Here is a 19467-nt window from a genome sequence, read left to right as displayed (position 1 = left end):
CACACAACACAAGAAGATGGAAGCCGACCCCACGCACCAAGGAGTACCGCCATGGCAGCTGCCACTAATCCGTACGCCGGTTCACAGAAGAGCCGCCGGCCGGACCGAACCCATTTCCTCTACATTGCCGTCATAGCGGCGGTAGTGCTTGGCGCCGTCATCGGACTGGTGGCTCCTGAGTTCGCCAAGTCCCTGAAGCCGCTCGGCACCGGGTTCATCAACCTGATCAAGATGATGATCGCGCCGGTCATCTTCTGCACCATTGTCCTAGGCATCGGGTCAATCGCCAAAGCAGCCACGGTCGGCAAGGTCGGCGGGCTGGCGCTGGGCTACTTCATCATCATGTCCACCTTCGCCCTGGCCATCGGCTTGGTGGTGGGCAACTTCATCCACCCCGGCGAGGGACTGGACCTGCAGGCCTCCGGTGCGGCAGCGCCGGCCCCCGCTGAGGACGAAGCGGGGATGACGGGGTTCCTGCTGAGCATTGTCCCCACCACCCTGCTGGCTTCCCTTACCGGTGAGAGCATCCTGCAGACCCTGTTCGTGGCCCTGCTGGTCGGCTTTGCCCTGCAGAAGATGGGCCCCGCCGGCGCCCCGGTCCTCAAAGGCATCGGCTACATCCAGGTGCTGGTCTTCCGCATCCTGATGATGATCATGTGGCTGGCCCCGGTGGGCGCCTTCGGTGCCATTGCCGCCGTCGTCGGCGAAACCGGCATCCAGGCCATCGTCAGCATGGCCACCCTGATGATCGCCTTCTACCTCACCTGCATCCTGTTCATCGTGGTGGTGCTGGGCAGCATCCTGAAACTGGTCACCGGCTTCAGCATCTTCAAGCTCATGCGTTACCTGGGCCGCGAATACCTGCTGATCTTCTCCACGTCTTCCTCGGAAGTGGCCCTGCCCCGGCTGATCGCCAAGATGGAGCACCTGGGCGTGTCCAAGCCCGTGGTCGGCGTGACCGTACCCACCGGCTATTCCTTCAACCTGGACGGCACGGCCATCTACCTGACCATGGCCTCCCTGTTCGTGGCCTCGGCCATGGGCAAGCCGCTGGAACTGGGCGAGCAGATCTCCCTGCTGGTCTTTATGATCATCGCCTCCAAGGGTGCAGCCGGCGTCACCGGTGCCGGCCTGGCAACCCTGGCCGGCGGCCTGCAGTCGCACCGCCCCGACCTGATCGACGGCGTCGGCCTGATTGTGGGCATCGACCGCTTTATGTCCGAAGCCCGCGCGCTGACCAACTTCACCGGCAACGCCGTCGCCACCGTGCTGATCGGCACCTGGACCAAGGAAATCGACAAGGGACAGGTCACCGCGGTACTGAACCGCGAACGTCCCTTCGACGAGGCCAGCATGAACGTGGATGCGGGCACCGACGAGCCGCTGCAGACGGCCGGGTCCGCGGAACTGGCCCAGACGGTTCCCGGCCCCGCCGGAAGCACGGCAGCGCCCGGGCCGCGCCACTAGCGCCTCACCACGCAGCGAACGCGCCCTGTCCCGGTTCCCCGGGGCGGGGCGCGTTTTTGCGTCCGGTGAGCTTTGCCTGCCAAAAGCTGCGGGCGGGCATAATGGTGCCCGGCTTCTCCACTTCCGGCACTGGCCGGCACTAAACGAAAGGCGGGCCCCGGTGGGTGCACTAGGTCCTTATCTGCGGCGGGGATCACTGAACTCGTCGGTGCAGCCGGTTCTAACCGCCGACGGACTGGTGCTGCGGCCCTGGATCGAAGACGACGCCGCCGTCCTGGTTGAGGCCTACAAGCAACCGGCGATAGCCCGCTACAACCGCCGCAGCATGGATACCGAAGAAGAAGCGATCGCATGGATCCTCGGCTGGTCCGCCCGCTGGCAGGCCGAGACCGGCGCAAACTGGGCCGTCTGCACCCGTGGCGGGCAGGTGGTGGGGCGTGCGGCGCTGAGCCGGCTGAACCTGTATGAGGGGGAGGGGGAGCTTGGCTACTGGGTGCTGGAAACTGCGCGGAGGCAAGGTGTGGCTTCCCGCTCTGTGGCGGCCCTGCGCAGCTGGAGTTTCGACGTCGTCGGGCTGAAGCGGCTCCAGCTGTCCCACTCCGTGCAAAACGCGGCGTCGTGCAGGGTGGCCGGCAAAACCGGATTTGCCCTGGAGGGAACCAAACGCAGCGCCCTGAGGCACTTAGACGGGTGGCATGACATGCACCTCCACGCCGCCGTGAATCCGCAAGGTTCGAGTTCTACTTGAGCGTCAAGGCTCGCCGGTGTTCCGCGCACTGATTCACGGTAAGCCTGCGGCCCGGCTGTAACCTTGACACAGACAGCCCGCAGGACAGCTAGATACGGAAGCGTGGATTAATACGTGAGCATCGATCAGAGTTCATCGACTCTGCAGGACGCAACCGCAACCGACTCGACCATGGGCCCCACGGGACGTCCCCTGACTGAATTCCCCGAACCTCCCGTCCTCACCTCGCACGGCCCTGCCCGGATCATTGCCATGGTGAACCAGAAGGGCGGGGTCGGCAAGACCACCTCCACCATCAACCTCGGTGCTGCCCTGGCTGAAGCCGGCCGCCGCGTGCTGCTGGTGGACTTTGACCCGCAGGGAGCCCTGTCCGCAGGCCTGGGCGCCAACCCGCACGAGCTGGACCTGACGGTCTACAACGTGCTGATGGACCGCAAGGTGGACATCCGCGAGGCCATCCACGAGACCTCCATCGAGAACATCCACCTGCTGCCGGCCAACATCGACCTCTCCGCTGCCGAAGTCCAGCTGGTGAACGAGGTAGCCCGCGAGCAGGTGCTCGAACGCGCGCTGCGCCGGGTCTCGGACGACTACGACGTCATCCTCATCGACTGCCAGCCCTCCCTGGGCCTGCTGACGGTCAACGCGCTGACCGCCGCGCACGGCGTGATCATCCCGCTGATCTGCGAATTCTTCGCACTGCGCGCCGTAGCGCTGCTGGTGGAGACCATCGAGAAGGTGCAGGACCGGCTTAACCCGGGCCTGCAGGTGGACGGCGTGCTGGCCACCATGTACGACGCCCGCACACTGCACAGCCGCGAAGTCATTTCCCGCCTGGTGGAAGCCTTCGGCGACAAGGTCTTCGAAACGGTCATCAAGCGGACCATCAAGTTCGCCGATGCCACCGTGGCCGCCGAGCCGATCACCACCTACGCCGGGAACCACCCCGGGGCCGACTCCTACCGGCGCCTGGCCAAGGAACTGATTGCCCGCGGCGGCGCGCCCTAAGCCGGCGCGCGGCGCGGCGGCTGCCAAAGCGGGCGCAGCAAAGGCCGCCGAGGTCTCCCCGGAACGCGGCGGCTTCGAAGTACGGCTGGCAAACTTCACCGGACCCTTCGACGTCCTGCTGGGACTGATCTCCAAGCACGAACTGGACATCACCGAGATTGCCCTGGCGGCCGTCACCGACGAGTTCCTGGGCTACATCCGCGAGCTCTTCGGAACCGGGCCGGAAGTGGCACTGGACGAGGCCAGCGAATTCCTGGTTATTGCCGCCACCCTCCTGGACCTAAAGGCCGCACGCCTGCTGCCGGCAGGCGACGTCGAAGACGAAGAGGACGTGGCGCTGCTGGAAGCCCGCGACCTGCTCTTTGCACGCCTGCTGCAGTACAAGGCGTTTAAGGAGATGGCCTCCCGGATGGGGGAGCGGCTTCAGGAGGAGGCCCGGCGCTTCCCGCGGCAGGTCTCCCTGGACCCGCACTTTGCCGCCATGCTCCCGGAATTAATCTGGCGCACCACGCCCCGGCAGTTCGCCGACCTGGCCGAGCGTGCCCTGCAGCCCCGGGACGAACAACCGCCCACTGTGGGCCTGGAGCACCTGCACGCCCCCAAGACGAGCGTCCGGGAGCAGGGCGGCATCATTGCCGGCCGGCTGTTCGCCGAAGGCGCCGCCACATTCGCTGCGCTGGTGTCCGACGCCGACGGTCCGGTGGCGGTGGCGCGTTTCCTGGCGCTGCTGGAAATGTTCCGGGACGGCACAGTGAGTTTCGAACAGCAGGCACCTCTGGGTGAGCTGCGCATCACCTGGACCGGCGGCGACCCCTCGGCCCGGGACATAACGGACGAATATGACGGCCCAGGACCGGGCGCCGCCGCAGATACAGAAGGAGCGCAGGCATGACGACTGCCAACCAGGACACGTGGCGTGTCAACGGTGCCGGGCCCGAAACCGGCATCCCGGACATCGCCGGCATGCCCGGCGGAGTCAAGGCCGCAGTCGAAGCGGTGCTGATGGTTGTGGACGAACCCGCCGCGCCGGCGGAGCTGGCCGCAGTGATCGGAGTTCCCGAGCCTGAGGTGCTCGCGGCCCTGACGGAACTGCAGCGTGAGTATGACGGCTATACTGGGGATGGACCCGAGGGCGCACCGCGTGGTTTTGAACTCCGCGACGTAGCAGGCGGATGGCGGATTTTTTCCCGCGCTGACTTTGCGCCCGTTGTGTCGAAGTTTGTACTGGAAGGCCAGAGTGCACGGCTGTCGCAGGCCGCACTGGAAACATTGGCGGTGATTGCCTATCGGCAGCCCGTCTCCCGGGCCCGGGTCTCAGCGATCCGGGGAGTAAACGTCGATTCGGTGGTCCGCACGCTGGTTCAGCGTGGATTGATCGTCGACGCCGGCACCGAAGCTATTACGGGTTCGCTGCTGTACCGGACAACGCCGTACTTTTTGGAACGGCTTGGCTTGGGGAGCCTCGACGAACTTCCGCAGATTGCACCGCACCTGCCCGGGCTGGAAAACCTGGCCGAATTTGAAGACACTACTTACTAACCGCTAGACCCCAAAGGACTTACTCATGACCCCAGCACCCCGTTCCGGATCCGGCCGCAACACCCCCCGCGGCGGCGGACGCAGTGCCGGTGGCCCCGCCGGCGGCAAGACCTTCGGCGGCAAGGGCGGCGGCCGCGGCTCGAAGCCCGGCTCCTCCCGTACCGGCGGACCCCGCTCCGGCTCCGGCCTGAAGCCCGGCGAAGACCGCGCCAACGGCTACCGCCCCGCCCCCGAGGTCCGTCCGGAGAAATTCAAGTCCGACGCCGTGAAGGCCTTCGGCGACAGTTCCGCCAAGTCCGCCCCCCGCACGGGTGCGCCCAAGTCCGGCGGCGCCCGCCCCGGTGCCGGCCAAACCGGTGCCGGAAAGTTCGGCGGCCCGCAGGCCGGCCAGCGCAAGAGCGGGGACCGTGCCTTCCGCAACGAACGCTTCGGCCAGAACCTGGGACCGGTCCGCCGTTCCACCACCCGCCGCCCTGCCGCGCCGGTCATCTCCGAGCACCACAACCCCGAGGGCGTCCGCCTGCAGAAGGTCATGGCCAGTGCCGGCGTCGCCTCCCGCCGCGTGTGCGAGGAAATGATCGCCGAAGGCCGCGTGGAGGTTGACGGCGAGGTTGTCACCGAGCTCGGTGTCCGCGTTGACCCGGCCACCGTCGCTATCCACGTTGACGGCATGCGCCTGCAGCTGGACGAAACCCAGAAGTACTACGTGTTCAACAAGCCGCGCGGCGTTATCTCCACCATGGAGGACCCCGAAGGCCGTCCGTGCATCAGCGACTACCTCAAGCCCTCCAGCAAGCACGAACGCCTGTTCCACGTGGGACGCCTCGACAACGAGACTGAGGGCCTGCTGCTGCTGACCAACGACGGCGAGCTGACCAACCGGCTCACCCACCCCTCCTTCGAAGTGCCCAAGACCTACCTGGTCCAGGTCCGCGGACCCATGGGCCAGGGCGTCGGCGCGCAGCTGCGCGAGGGCATTGAGCTGGAAGACGGCTTCCAGAAGGTCGACTCCTTCAAGCTGGTGGACTCCACCCCCGGGCACATCCTGGTGGAGGTCGTCCTGCACTCAGGCCGCAACCGTATTGTCCGCCGCCTGTTCGACGCCGTCGGGCACCCGGTGGAGCGCCTGGTCCGCACCAAGATCGGCCCGATCAGCCTGGGTGACCAGCGCCAGGGCAGCATCCGCGTCCTTGGCCGCACCGAGGTGGGACACCTCCTCGCTTCCGTAGGACTGTAGGCCATGGCCGCTGCCGCTGACGGGGGTACCCACCTGTCCGGATCCGTGCTGATCATCGGCACGGGACTGCTGGGCACCAGCATCGGCCTCGGGCTCTCCGCCCGCGGCGTGGATGTGGTGCTCTCGGACATCTCTCCCTCCACAGAGGCGGTGGCCCGCGACATCGGCGCCGGCCGGCTGCTCGGTACCGTGGGCGAAGGCTTTGCGCCTTCGCTGGTGGTGGTTGCCGCACCGCCGGACGTCACCGCGTCCCTCGCGGCGGCCGCGCTCAAGGACTGGCCGGACGCCGTCGTCGTCGACATTGCCAGCGTCAAGTCGGCAGTGCTGGCGGACCTGCGCGGCTACGACGCCGACCTGTCCCGGTACGTGGGCACACACCCGATGGCGGGCCGGGAGAAATCCGGGCCGGTTGCTGCGCGTGCGGAGCTGTTCAACGGCATGCCGTGGGTGATTTGTGCGCCGGTGGAAGCGGCCCCGGAAACTTTGCGCTGCGCGGAGGCCCTGGCATATGACCTGGGTGCCGTGGTGGCCCGGATGTCCGCGGAGGAGCACGACGCGTCGGTGGCCCTGACCTCTCATCTGCCGCAGGTCATGGCCTCCCTGGTGGCCAGCCGGCTGCAGGAAACCCCGCCGCAGTCCCTGGCCCTGGCCGGGAACGGGTTGCGGGACGTCACCCGGATAGCGGCCAGCGACCCGCGGCTGTGGGTGCAGATCCTCAGCGGCAATGCGGACCGGCTGGTGCCCATCCTGCACGGGGTCCGCGAGGACCTGAACCGGCTGATCCGGACCCTGGAGGATCCGGTGGCGGACGGCGCCCGGCTGGACATGGCCCAGCTGATTGCCGAGGGAAACGTGGGCCAGGCCCGCATTCCCGGTAAGCACGGCGGCCCGGCCCAGTCCTTTGTGTCCTTCACCGTCCTGGTGGATGACACGCCCGGGCAGATCGCCCGGCTGCTCACCGAAATCGGTGAGATCGGCGTGAACCTGGAAGACCTGCGCCTGGAGCATGCCTCCGGACGCCAGGTGGGCCGGGCGGAGATTTCCGTCCTGCCCGGCCGGATGAATGACCTTGTTTCTGAATTAAGCGCCCGCGGGTGGAAGGTAGTGCAGTGAGTTCCAAGATTGATCCGGCCCAGTTCCGGCAGGGCAAGCCGCTGGTGGTGGCCATTGACGGGCCGTCCGGTTCCGGCAAGTCCAGCATCAGCCGCGAGGTGGCCCGCCGGCTGCACGCTGCCTACCTCGACACCGGCGCCATGTACCGCGCCGTGACCCTCTCCTGCATGGAAGCCGGAATCGACCTGACCGATTCGGTGGCCGTGGAAGCGGCTGCCGAAAGCGCCGACATTGCCCTGAGCGTTTCTCCGAACGAGGAATGGGTCCGGGTCAGCGGCCGGGACGTCACCGACGCCATCCGGGAACCCTCTGTCTCCTCTTCGGTCAGCGCCGTGGCAACGACGCTTGGCGCCCGGGCCGAACTGGTCCGCCGGCAGCAGCAGCTGATCCGGGATTCGGGGCTGCGGATTGTGGCCGAAGGCCGCGACATCACCACGGTGGTGGCGCCGCACGCCGAGGTCCGCATCCTGCTCACGGCCAGCGAAGAAGCCCGTCTGCGCCGCCGCGGCATCCAGCTCGGCGGAACGCAGAGCGCCGCCGCCCTGAAGGAACAGGTGCTGGTCCGCGACGCCAAGGACTCCACGGTGGTGGAATTCCAGCAGGCCGCCGACGGCGTCGTCACCATCGATTCCTCCGACCTGGACTTCGAAGAGACCGTTGCCGCGGTGCTCGACGTCGTCTACGCCAGCACCCACTAACCACCCCCGCCGGGGTTCCGGCACCGAACACGGGCACCTGCCCGTGTTTCAATGGGAGGAGGGCCGGCGCGGCAATGCCGCGCGGATCCTCCCGCACACTTACCGGGCTGAACGTCCGGCGACGGCCTGTACGCGCAGTGCTGCAGTCCTCAACGGAAAGAAAGCAATTCTATGAACGGAAAACCTCTCAACGACGACACCGCCGGTGATTGGGCCTCCGCGGAGGAGTACATCCCCGCAGGAACCGACTCGGTCAACGAGCGCCTCGCAGCCATCGACGACGACGAGGCCGAGGTTCGCGCCCGCTCCCTCCGCGCCGGTCTGGACGACTACGAGCTCGACGAAGAAGACGCTGCCCTGCTGGACGGCGGCTTTGACGAATTCGACGAAGACGCACCCCTCCGCCAGGATCCCGTGGTGGCCATTGTCGGCCGCCCGAACGTCGGCAAGTCCACCCTGGTCAACCGCATCCTGGGCCGCCGCGAAGCGGTTGTCGAGGATACCCCCGGCGTCACCCGCGACCGGGTGTCCTACCCGGCCACCTGGAACGGCGTGAACTTCACCCTTGTGGACACCGGCGGCTGGGAACACGACGCCCGCGGCATCCACGCCCGCGTGGCCGACCAGGCCGAGATCGCCGTCGACCACGCCGACGCCGTCATGCTGGTGGTTGATGCCACAGTAGGCATCACCGCCACGGATGAAGCCGTGGTGCGGATGCTGCGCGGCAAGGGCAAGCCCGTCGTCGTCGTCGCCAACAAGGTGGACGACATCCAGAACGAAGCCGACGCCTCGTCCCTCTGGGGCCTGGGCTTCGGCGAGCCGTACCCGGTTTCGGCCCTGCACGGCCGCGGCACCGGCGACATGCTGGACGCCGTCCTAGACGTGCTGCCGGAGTACTCCGCCTACGGCGGACTGGACCGCTCCGGCGGTCCGCGCCGCATCGCCCTGATCGGCCGCCCGAACGTGGGCAAGTCCTCACTGCTGAACAAGCTGGCCGGATCCGAGCGCGTGGTTGTTGACGACCTCGCCGGCACCACCCGCGACCCGGTGGACGAAATGGTTGAACTGGGCGGCCGTACCTGGCGCTTCGTGGATACCGCAGGCATCCGCCGCCGCCAGCACATGGCCCAGGGTGCGGATTTCTATGCTTCGCTGCGTACCCAGGCCGCGCTGGAAAAGGCCGAGGTCGCCGTCGTGCTGCTGGCTGTGGACGAGGTCCTCAGCGAGCAGGATGTTCGCATCCTGCAGCTGGCGATCGAATCCGGCCGCGCACTGGTCCTCGCCTTCAACAAGTGGGACCTGCTCGACGACGACCGCCGCCGCTACCTCAAGACCGAAATCGAGCGCGACCTCGCCCACGTGGAGTGGGCCCCGCACGTGAACATCTCGGCCAAGACCGGCTGGCACAAGGACAAGCTGGTGCCCGCCCTGGACACCGCCCTGGAAAACTGGGACAAGCGCATCCCGACCGGCAAGCTCAACGCCTTCCTGGGCGAGCTTGTGGCCGCGCACCCGCACCCGGTCCGCGGCGGCAAGCAGCCCCGCATCCTCTTCGGCACGCAGGCGTCCTCCCGCCCGCCGAAGTTCGTACTGTTCACCACCGGCTTCCTGGACCCGGGCTACCGCCGGTTCATCACCCGCCGCCTGCGCGAAACCTTCGGCTTCGAAGGAACGCCGATTGAGGTTTCCATGCGGGTGCGCGAGAAGCGCGGCAAGAACAGCAAACGCTAAACCGTCAGTTCCGGCGTCTTGTGCCCCGGTCCGGCTTCCCTTCTGGGCGAGCGGGGCCGGGGTTTCGCGTTCTGCAGGACACCTCGCCGCGTTGGAGACGGCGCCGAACCGCTCCCGGGCCGTCTCCTGTACAGCTGACGCTGCCTTCGGGACCTCCGGACAGCAGGAGCTGTACAGTAGGCGGATTTCCCGGCCGCCCGGCTGCCGCAGAGGGATTTGTTCGGGAGGGTACGTGCCGATTCGGGACTTTTGCCAACTATGATGTAGAGTATTCGAGTTGGTTCGGCCGGAAATAAACCGGCCGGGTAACGGGTTGTGGCGCAGCTTGGTAGCGCACTTGACTGGGGGTCAAGGGGTCGCAGGTTCAAATCCTGTCAACCCGACAGATAGCCTGATGAAACGCAAGTTTCGTCAGGCTATTGTCGTTAACAAGCCCAAATGCACCGACTCAGGGCTGCCGCCCCAGAGCCGTCAGGTCATCGGCCACCGCCGCCATCCGGCCCTCGAACTGGTGCCCGCCCGACGCATGGCCGCGGACCCGGGCGTGCGGAAGCCGGGCAGCGTGGCGCCCGAGGTGGCCGAAGGGCACAACGGCGTCGTCCCGGCAGTGGTGCAGCCAGACCGGCAGGCCCGCCGGCAGTTCTGCTTCGGGCGGCAGGGCGTACTCCGCCTGCCAGCCCTCTGCGCCCCAGAACGGCATGGCCAGGAGGGCGAGTCCCAGCGGAGGGTCGCCCGGCCCGCTGCCCGGCCCGCTGCCCGGCCGGCTGCCCGAGAAGTGCTGCAGGGCCATGGACGCTCCAAATGAATGTCCTACGATCACCAGTTCCGGCCCGAGGGCCGCCCGTTGCCGTTCGATTTCGCTGCGCCAGGCCGCTGCGGACATGTCCTCGTCCGGAAAGCGGGGCGCCGACACGGGTACTCCCAGTAGTTCGTACAGTGCCTCGGCCATCGGCTGGTCATCTTCCCAGCCGCCGGCACCATGGATAAAGAGGATTTCCATATGGTGCTCCATTCCCGTACCGCTATTTTCCAACGAAAGCAGCGGATATGGTACGGGTCCCGGGCAGGACCGGGACGCGGGGCATTTGGAACAGGCATGAGAACGGACAAGGGATGCGGAGCAGGCAAACTGCAGCGGCTGTGGCAGTGCTGACTCTGGCCGGGGTTACGGCCTGTTCAGGAACGGGCGGAACCGGACAGCGAACGCCGCTCCCGGCAACGCCGGCACCGGCCACGGTTATGTCTGGAGCTGCCGCCCCGGACACCATCACCACCGGCCTCGACGCCCCGTGGTCCATCGTGTTCTTTGAAGGCGTCCCGCTCGTCAGCGAACGCGACTCGAGCCGGATCCTGGAGCTCGACGGCGAGGGCACCAGTCGCGAAGTTGGAACCGTCGCCGATGCAGCAGGCAGGGGAGAGGGCGGTTTGCTGGGGATTGCTGTACGGGACGGGTTCCTCTACGCCTACCTGACCGCTGGGGAAGAGAACCGGATTGAACGGCGGGAACTGGTCGGAACAGCCGGATCGCTGCAGCTGGGGCCGCCGGATACGGTACTGGACGGGATTCCCGCCGGTCCAGTCCACAACGGAGGACGCATCGCCTTCGGCCCGGACGGCATGCTCTACGCCACCACGGGCGACGCCGGAAACCGCGGCAGCGCGCAGGACCTGGAATCCGTCTCGGGCAAGATCCTGCGGATGACGCCCGAGGGCGCCGCGCCCGGGGACAATCCCTTCCCCGGCTCGCTCGTGTACAGCTACGGGCACCGCAATCCGCAGGGAATGGCCTGGGACGCCAATGGTGTCCTCTACGCGACCGAATTCGGGCAGGACACCTGGGATGAGCTGAACGTGATTGTTCCCGGCCAAAACTACGGCTGGCCTGAAGCAGAGGGCATCACCGGCGAGGCCGGTTTCACTGACCCGGTGCAGCAGTGGACGCCGGACGATGCGAGCCCCAGCGGGATGGCGGTGTCCAACGGGTACGCCTACATCGCGAACCTGAGGGGCCAGCGCATGCGGCGGGTTCCGCTCAGCGACCCCGGCAGCTCCGCGGAGTACTTCGCCGGAGAGTACGGCCGGCTGCGCGACGTCGTGAATGCACCGGACGGCAGCCTGTGGGTGCTCACCAACAACACTGACGGCCGCGGAAGCCCAGGCCCGGACGATGACCGCGTCCTCCGGCTGGAGCCGGAAGGGTGACGGCGGCTAAACGATCTGGTTGATCCGGATCAGGTTTCCGGCCGGATCCCGGAACGCGCAGTCGCGCACACCGTAGTCCTGATCGATGGGTTCCTGGACGACGTCGGCCCCGGCCGCTTCCAGCCGCGCGAACAACCCGTCGAGGTCATCGGTGGCCAGCGTCACGGACGAATACACACCCTTGGCGATGAGGTCCAGGATGGTCTGCCGCTCGGCGTCGGTAATCCCCGGATCGATAGCCGGCGGCTGCAGCACGATGGAAGTCTCCGGCTGGTCCACGGGGCCAACGGTGATCCACCGCATGTCCTCGTAGCCGACGTCGTTGCGCACCTCGAAGCCGAGGACATCGCGGTAAAAGCCCAAAGCGGCTTCGGCGTTGGTCTGTGGAAGGAAGGTGTAATGAATGTTGAGGTTCATGCTCGAAAGGCTACGCGCGGGCGCCAGCGTGCGCTTCTTGATTCCTGACCGGCCTGGTCACCTGCTTCGCCTGGCACGGTGGAATGCCCGCCGCGTCCGGAGCATGGCTGCGCCGGTAGGTGCTGGGCGGTACCCCCACCAGTTCGGTGAAGCGGGTGCTGAAGGTGCCCAGCGAGGAGAAACCCACCGCAAAGCAGATCTCCGTTACGCTGAGGTCCCCGCGCCTCAATAAGGTCATGGCGCGCTCAATCCGCCGGGTCATCAGGTAGGAATACGGCGACTCGCCATAGATGCGGCGGAACTCACGGCTGAGGTGTCCCGCGGACAGATACACCCCGCGCGCCAGCTCCTCCACATTCAGGGGCCGGGCATACTCCCGGTCGATCCGGTCCCGAACGCGGCGGATCAGCGTGATGTTCTCCAGTCGCCGGGACCGGGTGCCTGCCGAAGCTGCACCTGCCGACCCCGTGCTTGCCGAACCCGTGTCCTCCGAATCCATACGGCTATTTTTGCGCACCGCCGGACCAGTGTCCCGGTTGCCCGCCGCTTAATCCGGGCTCATGCCGCAGCTAAGGTTCAGCACGGCGCCGTTCATGGCCTCGGCCCCGCCATCGGCCAGGAAAACCGCCGCGCGGGCGACGTCGTCGAGCGTCGGCAGGCTTTTACTGCTGGTCAGGGATTCCAGAAAAGTCCGGAATTCGCTCACCGGCATCGGCAGATCGGGTGTGTCGCCCAGTGTTTCGGCGATCCGCTGCGGCCGAAGGCAAACAGTGCGTACACCTGAGGGGCCCAGCTCGGCCGCCAGTGTACGCGTCAGGGCCTCGACGGCGGCGCAGGCCGCGGCGAATCCGCCCACGCCCGCCAGCGACATCCGGGCGGGCGAGGCGGAGAGGGTCAGGATGGTCCCCGCCTGCTGCCGGACCATGTGCCCGGCTGCTGCCCGCGCGGTCAGGAACTGTGTCCGCGGCCAGGCCGTGAGCGGGTCCAGGAGGTCGGCCAGCGGCATCTCCAGCAGCGGGATTCCCTGCACCAGCGGGATTCCGACGGCGTTGATCACGACGTCGATCCGTCCGGCTGAAGAGATTACCTCCCGGGTGAAGTCCTCCACCGCCAGAGGATCGGCGGCATCCAGCACGTGCGTCGACACCGGCTCGGCGGTGAGGTCCCGAAGCCCCGCGGCGGCTCGGGACAGGTGCTCGTCCGTCCTGCCCGCCAGGAAGAGCCGGGCGCCCCGGGCGGCGAAGGCCGAAGCCACCGCGCTGCCGATGGCGCCCGCGGCTCCGTAGACAACTGCAACTGATCCTTGAACCGGCATGTTTTCTCCTTCGGTCAGCTCTATCCCGCAACCTTGCAGGCCGGGAACACCGGTGTCACCCGTGGCCGCGCTATTGCCCCGGCGGAGGTTAATGGGCAGCGCGCTTCCGGTGCCGCCGCCGGCGCATTATCCTGTCACCGGAAACCGGCGGATCGCTGCTGGAAGGCCTGCTGCAGGCGCTGGTCGTAGAGGGCTTGGACGGAGTCCATGAGCAGCTGGTACAACGGGGCATAGATGTCGTCACGCCTCCGGAAACCGAACCCTGGGGCGAGCGGTTTGCCTAGTACCGGGATCCGAACGGTCTGATAGTCCAACTCGTTGAGTGGGTGGAGGGACATGAGTGACAACATCCCAACGGAGCTCGCACGGGAGGAGCTTGTCCGTCTGGAACGGCGGCTGGCCCTGGAAGGTGCACCGGCATATGAGGACCTGCTGCACCGGGACGCTCTGGTCATCGTCCCAGGTGCCGTGCTCAACAAGGGGGAATGCGTTGCAGCCATTGAAGCCTCCGCTCCCTGGGACCGAATCGATATCGACCCGTTCTGGTATTTCGGTACGGCCGACACAGCAAGCATCGCGTACAGGTTCACAGGCAACCGCGGCCCCGACGAGTACCAGGCCGTGATGCTGTCCAGCTACCTTCTCGACGCGGGTTGGCCTCAGTTGATCCATCATCAGCAGACAGTGGAGGCGCCATAGCTGCCCGCTTTCTTTGGATCCGGGTCCCGAAGCATCCATTACCACCGTTTCGGTTGCAGGGTGAAAGGCGGGATGGAAGCCTCGGTGCATGCAAAATTTGAAGCTCCGTAAGGCCCTGGTCCTACCTTCCGTCTGCAGCCTGGCGGCAGGGCTTGCAGTGGCAGGAACGCTGTTCACGGCTCCCGCGGCCGCGGCACTGGCGCCGGTCAATCCTGTCCGGATCAACGACGCCGCCCCGGCGAACTCAGGATTCCTCGTTTTTGTGGAAGGAAATACGGCCATCAATGCAGATGAATCGGAAGGTTCCATCGCAACTGGAGGGAACCTGAGCTTCAGCACCTCCTACAACATCGCCATTTCGGAAGTACTCCAGACACCCACTGCACCCGGTGATCCGGCTCCGGTGTCGCTTTGGGTCGGGGGAGGAATCGCCTGGCCGGACAACGGGTCAATCGTCAGCGTGAACCAAGGCACCACGAAGGTCGGGAACACGAGCACCTACACGGCGTACGACGTGGACCCGAACGGCGCTCAAGTGAATTACCGGTTGACCGAGTTCGGTCAGCCGTACACGTCCACGCCCCAGATCAATGGCACGGTCCGCCAGACTCCCGCATCCGTCGCCGCGACCGAGGGCATTGTCGACATTCCCGGCGCTTTCACCCAATACCGGGCGCTCACCCAGGAGATGGGGGCCTGCACCGAGACCTTGGCACTGCGCAACGTCAACGGCGATCCGTTGCCCCGTCCGGTGGCTGCCGGGACCAACGCCTACATCACCCTCGTGGAAGGCCAGACCAACGTCCTGAACCTCACGGCCGAGGAACTGGACGCCCTGGACGTCCTTACCTTCACCAACCAGCCCACCGCGGCCACACCATTGCTGGTCAATGTCTCTGGGACCTCGTTCAACGGAACCACCCCGAACCTTGCCGGCATAGGCCGGGACCAAGCACCGTATATCATGTGGAACTTCCCTTTCGCCACCAGTGTTACCGCCACGGGAGGGGCCGCCCTGCAGGGAACGTTGTATGCACCGAACGCGGACGTCGCTTGGCTCACCACCCAGAACATTGAAGGAAACATTATCGCGGGCTCGCTCACCCACGGGGCTTTGAACGAGCGGGAGACAGGACCGCGCGAGATCCACAGTGAGGCGTTCGCCACCACGTTGAGCTGCGCAGATCCGACACCTACTCCCACTCCGACTCCGACGCCAACTCCCACTCCGACTCCCACTCCCACTCCGGAGCCCACGCCCACCCCCACGACGTGCCCGCCGACCCCAACTCCCACCCCAACGCCCACTCCCACCCCAACGCCCACTCCCACCCCAACGCCCACTCCCACTCCGACAATCACGCCGACCCCGACAATCACGCCTACTCCGACAATCACGCCTACTCCGGAACCGACCACTACCCGGGCCTGTCTGCCTGCCGCCAACCCGCTACCGGCCCAGACTGTGCGGCCCCAGCTACCCAACACTGGTACCGGGCCTGCGGCTCTGCGCTGGCTTTCCGCAGCGCTCGTGCTGGCAGGAGGCACGGGAATCTATCTTGCCCGGGGTCGTGGATCGCGCGAATAGCCGGGAACGCACGCCAGGCACGGATCGGTGCAGGCACTACCTATGTGGCGGGTGGGGTCAGCGTGAAACTCATGCGGACTTCTGCATTTACTGTTGTCGAGCGGAAACCAAGGTGCAAGCCTCTGGCCTATGCACACTAAACGTCACTCAAGAGCCCTAATTGTCACTACTATGTGCAGCCTCGCGACAGGGTTCGCCCTGACAGGCTCCCTGGCCACCGCCCCGTCCGCCGCCGCGCTTGAACCGGCGTCCTCGGCCCAGGTCAGCAATGCCGTTTCGTTGGAAAACGGCATACTTATGTCCCTTACCGAACCCACACCCACGTGTTCCCCCTCGCTGGCGCCCGCCCCTACAGAGCCGGCGCCAACGCCAACCGATCCGGATCCCGTGCCCACGTCAGGCGTCCCGGAGCCTACGCCTACAGTCCCGGCGCCGATCCCGACGCCCACGGAGCCTTCGCCCAGCCCGACGACGACGGAGCCCAGCCCGCCGATGACTACCTCGGAGCCCAGCCCGCCGATGACTACCTCGGAGCCGAGCCCGCCGATGACGGACCCCGAGCCGAGTTCGACGGCAACTGACCCCTCCTTGACCGTAACGGGCTTGACGGTTGACAGGGTCCTGGCCGTCACGCCTCCGTGCATGGGTGCTGTGGATTCATCGCAGCCCGAACGGGCAGGCTTGGCCGACACCGGAACAACCGGTACGTCGCTCAGCCTGCTGGCCGCAGGCGGAATGCTGACAGCCGGTGCGGCCGGGCTTTACTTCGTTCGCCGACGCGGAGTTCGGGAGTAGAACGCTCTGCCGGTCCATCCTTCCCATAGCAAAGGTCCCTGCCGGCCCCCGTACTTGACGGGGCGCCGGCAGGCCGCCGGCCAGTTGGAACCGCCCCGCGTTGCGGAGGGCGAGAGGGGGGGCATGGCCGGTCCGGCGACACAGTGCTCCGCCGCAGCGCCTCATCCGACCGCTCAGACGGAGGTGGAAGGGACCCGGCGCGACAGCATGTTTCGACGCCCCTGAACAACCAGTGCCGTTGGAGGCCGGCAGCGGGTAGGCTAATACAGCAGGTAAGGCAGAAACAGTCATCGGAACCGGGTCAGCCAGGACAACTGGCTGATCAGTTTTCTTTTTGGGGAGGAAATTGCACATGGCGGGCGAGCAGTACAGCGCCGAACGAACGGGCGACCGACGGGAACCCAGCTCGGAAGACACCACATCCATCAGTCTTCCGCCAATCTCAGACTCCACCACGGTGGAGCCTAAGCTCACCCCGGACGAGCGCGCCGCGGTCGCGGCCCTTCCGGCGGGCTCCGCCCTGCTGATTGCCCACACCGGCCCCAACGCAGGTGCGCGTTTCCTGCTGGACCAGGACGTCACCACTGCAGGACGGCACCCCAACGCGGACGTTTTCCTGGACGACGTGACGGTGTCCCGCAAGCATGTGGAGTTCCGGCGCACTGCGGAAGGATTCCGGGTAGTGGATGCCATGAGCCTGAACGGCACCTATGTCAACAACGACCGCGTGGACAGCGTGCTGCTGCGCACCGGCAGCGAAGTGCAGATCGGCAAGTTCCGCCTGACTTTCTATGCTGCCCGGCCCGCATCTGCAGGAAACCAGGCGCCGGCACAGGCGTAGGGCAGATAAGGTAGTAGTCATGTCAGCATCTCAGTCCGTCAGGCGCAGCACCGGACCCGAACGGCTGCGCGGCAGGGTGCTGAACATCGGTGAAGTACTCGGCGAGCTCAGCGGGGATTTCCCCGCCATCAGCGCGTCCAAGATCCGTTTCCTGGAGGAAAAGGGTCTGGTGACGCCGCAGCGTACGGCGGCCGGCTACCGGAAATACAGCACCGCCGACGTCGAGCGCCTCCGCTTCGTGCTTGCCCTCCAGCGAGACCAGTACCTGCCCCTGAAGGTCATCAAGGATTACCTTGATGCGATCGACCGGGGTGAACGGCCCGAATCCCTCCCCGGCGGGATGTCCTTGGCACCGCGAGTTGTCTCCGACCAGCTGGCCGGAGAGCTGTCGGCCCGAGCACACGCGCGGACACTGACGTTTGACGAACTGGTGCAGGAATCCGGAGCCAGCGCCGACCTGGTGCGGAGTTTGGCCAGCTACGGCCTGATCGGGCCGGCCGATGAGAACTACGACGAGCACGCGCTGAAAGTGGCCAAGGCGTGCGCCCAGCTTGAAGCCCATGGCATCGAGCCGCGGCACCTGCGCCCTTTCCGTGCCGCAGCGGATCGTGAACTGGGCCTGGTGGAACGTGTGGTTGCTCCGGTTGCGTCCCGGCGCGACGTTGCGTCCAAAGCCAGAGCTGCCGAAACCGCACGGGAAATCAGCGACCTGTGCCTGAGCCTGCACAGTGCGCTGGTCCACGGCCAGATCGCGCGGATGGAGTCCTGAGCATGCAGGAAGTCGAAGTTGTGGGTGTCCGGATTGAACTGCCGTCCAACCAACCGCTGGTCCTGCTCAAGGAAATAAACGGGGAACGCCACCTGCCCATCTGGATCGGGGCGCCCGAGGCCAGCGCAATCGCTTTTGTGCAGCAGGGCATTGTCCCGCCGCGCCCCATGACCCATGACCTGCTGGTGAACCTCGTCCACGCGCTCAAGCGCGAGGTCAGCCTCGTCCGGCTGATCTCGGTGGAGGACACCGTCTTCCACGCCGAGATCGTCTTCGAGGACGGCACAGCGGTCAATTCACGTGCCTCTGACGCCATCGCAGTGGCCCTGCGCATCCCCTGCCCTATTTACTGCGCCGACCAGGTCCTTGACGAGGCAGGCGTCCGCATTGCCGACGCTGACGACGACGGCGAGGAAGAGCAGGACAACGCCGAGCAGGAAATGCGGCAGTTCCGCGAGTTCCTGGCCGACGTCGAGCCTGAAGACTTCGAGCGCTAGACGCTTTTCCGGTCCCCGGGTCCGACACGCTGCGGAAAGTTCCGCCGCCTCTTTGACCTTGGTGCCCGTCAGTTCTAACGTCGAAGACATAGAGTTCCCATTGCACCGGGGGAGTTCTCGGGGGACACTGAGAAAGCCCCGACAGCTCCGGCCAGTGCCGACCCCCAGGGGAACCGTTACTAGGAGGCACAAGTGAGTCCGAAAGGCGATGCCGGCCAGCATGCCGCAGCACCGGGGAGCATCCCTTCCCAGAGTGCGCAGGGCTTGCTGTTCACGGAGGACCTGCCTGTGCTGGATGAAGACGCCGGCTACCGCGGTCCCACGGCCTGCAAGGCCGCCGGAATCACCTACCGCCAGCTGGATTACTGGGCCCGGACCGGGCTCGTTGAACCTGCCGTACGCGGTGCGGCCGGCTCCGGTACCCAGCGGCTGTACAGTTTCCGCGACATCCTGGTCCTGAAAGTCGTCAAGCGCCTTTTGGACACCGGGGTATCGCTCCAACAGATCCGTACCGCGGTGGAACACCTGCGGGAGCGCGGCGTGGAGGATCTGGCGCAGATCACCCTGATGAGCGACGGCGCCAGTGTGTACGAATGCACCTCCGCAGACGAGGTCATTGACCTGGTGCAGGGCGGACAGGGGGTCTTCGGAATCGCAGTCGGCCGCGTGTGGCGAGAGGTTGAAGGCAGCCTGGCCCAGCTCCCGAGCGAACACGTCAATGACTTTCCCGGCGACGAGCTGAGCCAGCGCCGGATCGCCCGCAAAATCAGCTAGTCTCCTGCCGGCAGCGCCGGCAATAA

At 66.4% G+C, this 19467-nt stretch carries 22 protein-coding genes and 1 tRNA gene; 17 read left to right on the top strand and 6 right to left on the bottom strand.

The window, feature by feature from the left end; all coding sequences use genetic code 11:
• Positions 1–51: 51 nt before the first annotated feature.
• The 10 genes from LJ754_RS11270 to LJ754_RS11225 all read left to right on the top strand — a co-directional run bounded on the left by LJ754_RS11270 (position 52) and on the right by LJ754_RS11225 (position 9927).
• Positions 52–1467, top strand: coding sequence for a cation:dicarboxylate symporter family transporter (locus LJ754_RS11270; RefSeq protein ID WP_227926634.1), 1416 nt, complete (start codon positions 52–54; stop codon positions 1465–1467).
• A gap of 160 nt (positions 1468–1627) precedes the next feature.
• Positions 1628–2215 carry a GNAT family N-acetyltransferase gene (locus tag LJ754_RS11265; RefSeq protein WP_227926633.1) on the top strand — a complete coding sequence of 196 codons (588 nt, stop codon included), beginning with the start codon at positions 1628–1630 and terminating at the stop codon, positions 2213–2215.
• A 114-nt stretch (positions 2216–2329) separates the two neighbouring features.
• The gene (locus tag LJ754_RS11260) at positions 2330–3223 is read left to right on the top strand and encodes a ParA family protein (RefSeq protein ID WP_227910806.1); all 894 of its coding nucleotides are present in this window, start codon (positions 2330–2332) and stop codon (positions 3221–3223) included.
• Positions 3201–4115 (top strand): segregation and condensation protein A, encoded by a 915-nt coding sequence (locus LJ754_RS11255; protein ID WP_442860325.1) that lies wholly within the window; start codon positions 3201–3203, stop codon positions 4113–4115. The genes LJ754_RS11260 and LJ754_RS11255 overlap by 23 nt, the downstream gene beginning before the upstream one ends.
• Complete coding sequence (gene scpB, locus LJ754_RS11250; protein WP_442860324.1) at positions 4112–4762, top strand: SMC-Scp complex subunit ScpB; 651 nt, start codon at positions 4112–4114, stop codon at positions 4760–4762. The genes LJ754_RS11255 and scpB overlap by 4 nt, the downstream gene beginning before the upstream one ends.
• Positions 4763–4787: 25 nt before the next feature.
• On the top strand, positions 4788–5999 hold the full coding sequence (locus tag LJ754_RS11245) for a pseudouridine synthase (protein ID WP_227926632.1): 1212 nt from the start codon (positions 4788–4790) through the stop codon (positions 5997–5999).
• A gap of 3 nt (positions 6000–6002) precedes the next feature.
• Positions 6003–7112: a prephenate dehydrogenase gene (locus tag LJ754_RS11240; protein ID WP_227926631.1), complete on the top strand. Its 1110-nt coding sequence runs from the start codon at positions 6003–6005 to the stop codon at positions 7110–7112.
• Positions 7109–7810 (top strand): (d)CMP kinase, encoded by a 702-nt coding sequence (gene cmk, locus LJ754_RS11235; RefSeq protein WP_227910809.1) that lies wholly within the window; start codon positions 7109–7111, stop codon positions 7808–7810. Before LJ754_RS11240 ends, cmk begins: the two co-directional genes overlap by 4 nt.
• A 171-nt stretch (positions 7811–7981) precedes the next feature.
• A complete protein-coding gene (der, locus tag LJ754_RS11230) occupies positions 7982–9544 on the top strand; it encodes a ribosome biogenesis GTPase Der (protein WP_227910810.1) in 1563 nt (520 codons plus the stop codon).
• A gap of 309 nt (positions 9545–9853) precedes the next feature.
• Positions 9854–9927: transfer RNA gene (locus LJ754_RS11225), tRNA-Pro, on the top strand.
• Between the two features lie 65 nt (positions 9928–9992).
• Here the strand turns inward: LJ754_RS11225 and LJ754_RS11220 are convergent.
• Entirely contained in the window at positions 9993–10544 is a 552-nt protein-coding gene (locus LJ754_RS11220; RefSeq protein WP_227926630.1) for an alpha/beta fold hydrolase, read from the bottom strand.
• Between the two features lie 239 nt (positions 10545–10783).
• Here LJ754_RS11220 and LJ754_RS11215 point away from each other — a divergent pair, with 239 nt between their 5' ends.
• Complete coding sequence (locus LJ754_RS11215) at positions 10784–11746, top strand: PQQ-dependent sugar dehydrogenase (protein WP_331461523.1); 963 nt, start codon at positions 10784–10786, stop codon at positions 11744–11746.
• Between the two features lie 6 nt (positions 11747–11752).
• Here the strand turns inward: LJ754_RS11215 and LJ754_RS11210 are convergent, their stop codons facing one another.
• The 4 genes from LJ754_RS11210 to LJ754_RS11195 form a co-directional block, all read right to left on the bottom strand.
• Positions 11753–12163 carry a VOC family protein gene (locus LJ754_RS11210; protein ID WP_227926628.1) on the bottom strand — a complete coding sequence of 137 codons (411 nt, stop codon included), beginning with the start codon at positions 12161–12163 and terminating at the stop codon, positions 11753–11755.
• 10 nt (positions 12164–12173) lie between these two features.
• Complete coding sequence (locus LJ754_RS11205; RefSeq protein ID WP_227926627.1) at positions 12174–12662, bottom strand: helix-turn-helix transcriptional regulator; 489 nt, start codon at positions 12660–12662, stop codon at positions 12174–12176.
• Positions 12663–12710: 48 nt separating this feature from the next.
• Complete coding sequence (locus LJ754_RS11200) at positions 12711–13478, bottom strand: SDR family NAD(P)-dependent oxidoreductase (protein WP_227926626.1); 768 nt, start codon at positions 13476–13478, stop codon at positions 12711–12713.
• A 134-nt stretch (positions 13479–13612) separates the two neighbouring features.
• Entirely contained in the window at positions 13613–13816 is a 204-nt protein-coding gene (locus tag LJ754_RS11195; protein ID WP_227926625.1) for a hypothetical protein, read from the bottom strand.
• Between LJ754_RS11195 and LJ754_RS11190 the strand changes: the two genes are divergently transcribed.
• Both LJ754_RS11190 and LJ754_RS11185 read left to right on the top strand, forming a co-directional pair.
• Entirely contained in the window at positions 13815–14177 is a 363-nt protein-coding gene (locus tag LJ754_RS11190; RefSeq protein WP_227910817.1) for a hypothetical protein, read from the top strand. The two genes, LJ754_RS11195 and LJ754_RS11190, sit on opposite strands and share 2 nt — an antisense overlap.
• A gap of 88 nt (positions 14178–14265) precedes the next feature.
• A complete protein-coding gene (locus tag LJ754_RS11185; protein WP_227926624.1) occupies positions 14266–15765 on the top strand; it encodes a choice-of-anchor A family protein in 1500 nt (499 codons plus the stop codon).
• 143 nt (positions 15766–15908) lie between these two features.
• Here LJ754_RS11185 and LJ754_RS11180 read toward each other — a convergent pair whose 3' ends face one another.
• Positions 15909–16457 (bottom strand): hypothetical protein, encoded by a 549-nt coding sequence (locus tag LJ754_RS11180; RefSeq protein ID WP_227926623.1) that lies wholly within the window; start codon positions 16455–16457, stop codon positions 15909–15911.
• 455 nt (positions 16458–16912) lie between these two features.
• Here LJ754_RS11180 and LJ754_RS11175 point away from each other — a divergent pair, with 455 nt between their 5' ends.
• The 4 genes from LJ754_RS11175 (at position 16913) to LJ754_RS11160 (ending at position 19441) form a co-directional block, all read left to right on the top strand.
• On the top strand, positions 16913–17401 hold the full coding sequence (locus LJ754_RS11175; protein ID WP_227910820.1) for an FHA domain-containing protein: 489 nt from the start codon (positions 16913–16915) through the stop codon (positions 17399–17401).
• Positions 17402–17420: 19 nt separating this feature from the next.
• Positions 17421–18170 carry a transcriptional regulator FtsR gene (ftsR, locus tag LJ754_RS11170; RefSeq protein ID WP_227910821.1) on the top strand — a complete coding sequence of 250 codons (750 nt, stop codon included), beginning with the start codon at positions 17421–17423 and terminating at the stop codon, positions 18168–18170.
• A gap of 2 nt (positions 18171–18172) precedes the next feature.
• The gene (locus LJ754_RS11165) at positions 18173–18667 is read left to right on the top strand and encodes a bifunctional nuclease family protein (protein ID WP_227926622.1); all 495 of its coding nucleotides are present in this window, start codon (positions 18173–18175) and stop codon (positions 18665–18667) included.
• Positions 18668–18859: 192 nt separating this feature from the next.
• Entirely contained in the window at positions 18860–19441 is a 582-nt protein-coding gene (locus LJ754_RS11160; protein WP_283996607.1) for a MerR family transcriptional regulator, read from the top strand.
• The last annotated feature ends 26 nt before the right edge of the window (positions 19442–19467 follow it).

It is taken from the genome of Arthrobacter sp. zg-Y40 (assembly GCF_020731535.1).
GTDB lineage: Bacteria > Actinomycetota > Actinomycetes > Actinomycetales > Micrococcaceae > Arthrobacter_B.
The sequence above is the reverse complement of the archived record's forward strand: the minus strand, read 5'-3'. Positions and strand labels throughout refer to the sequence as shown.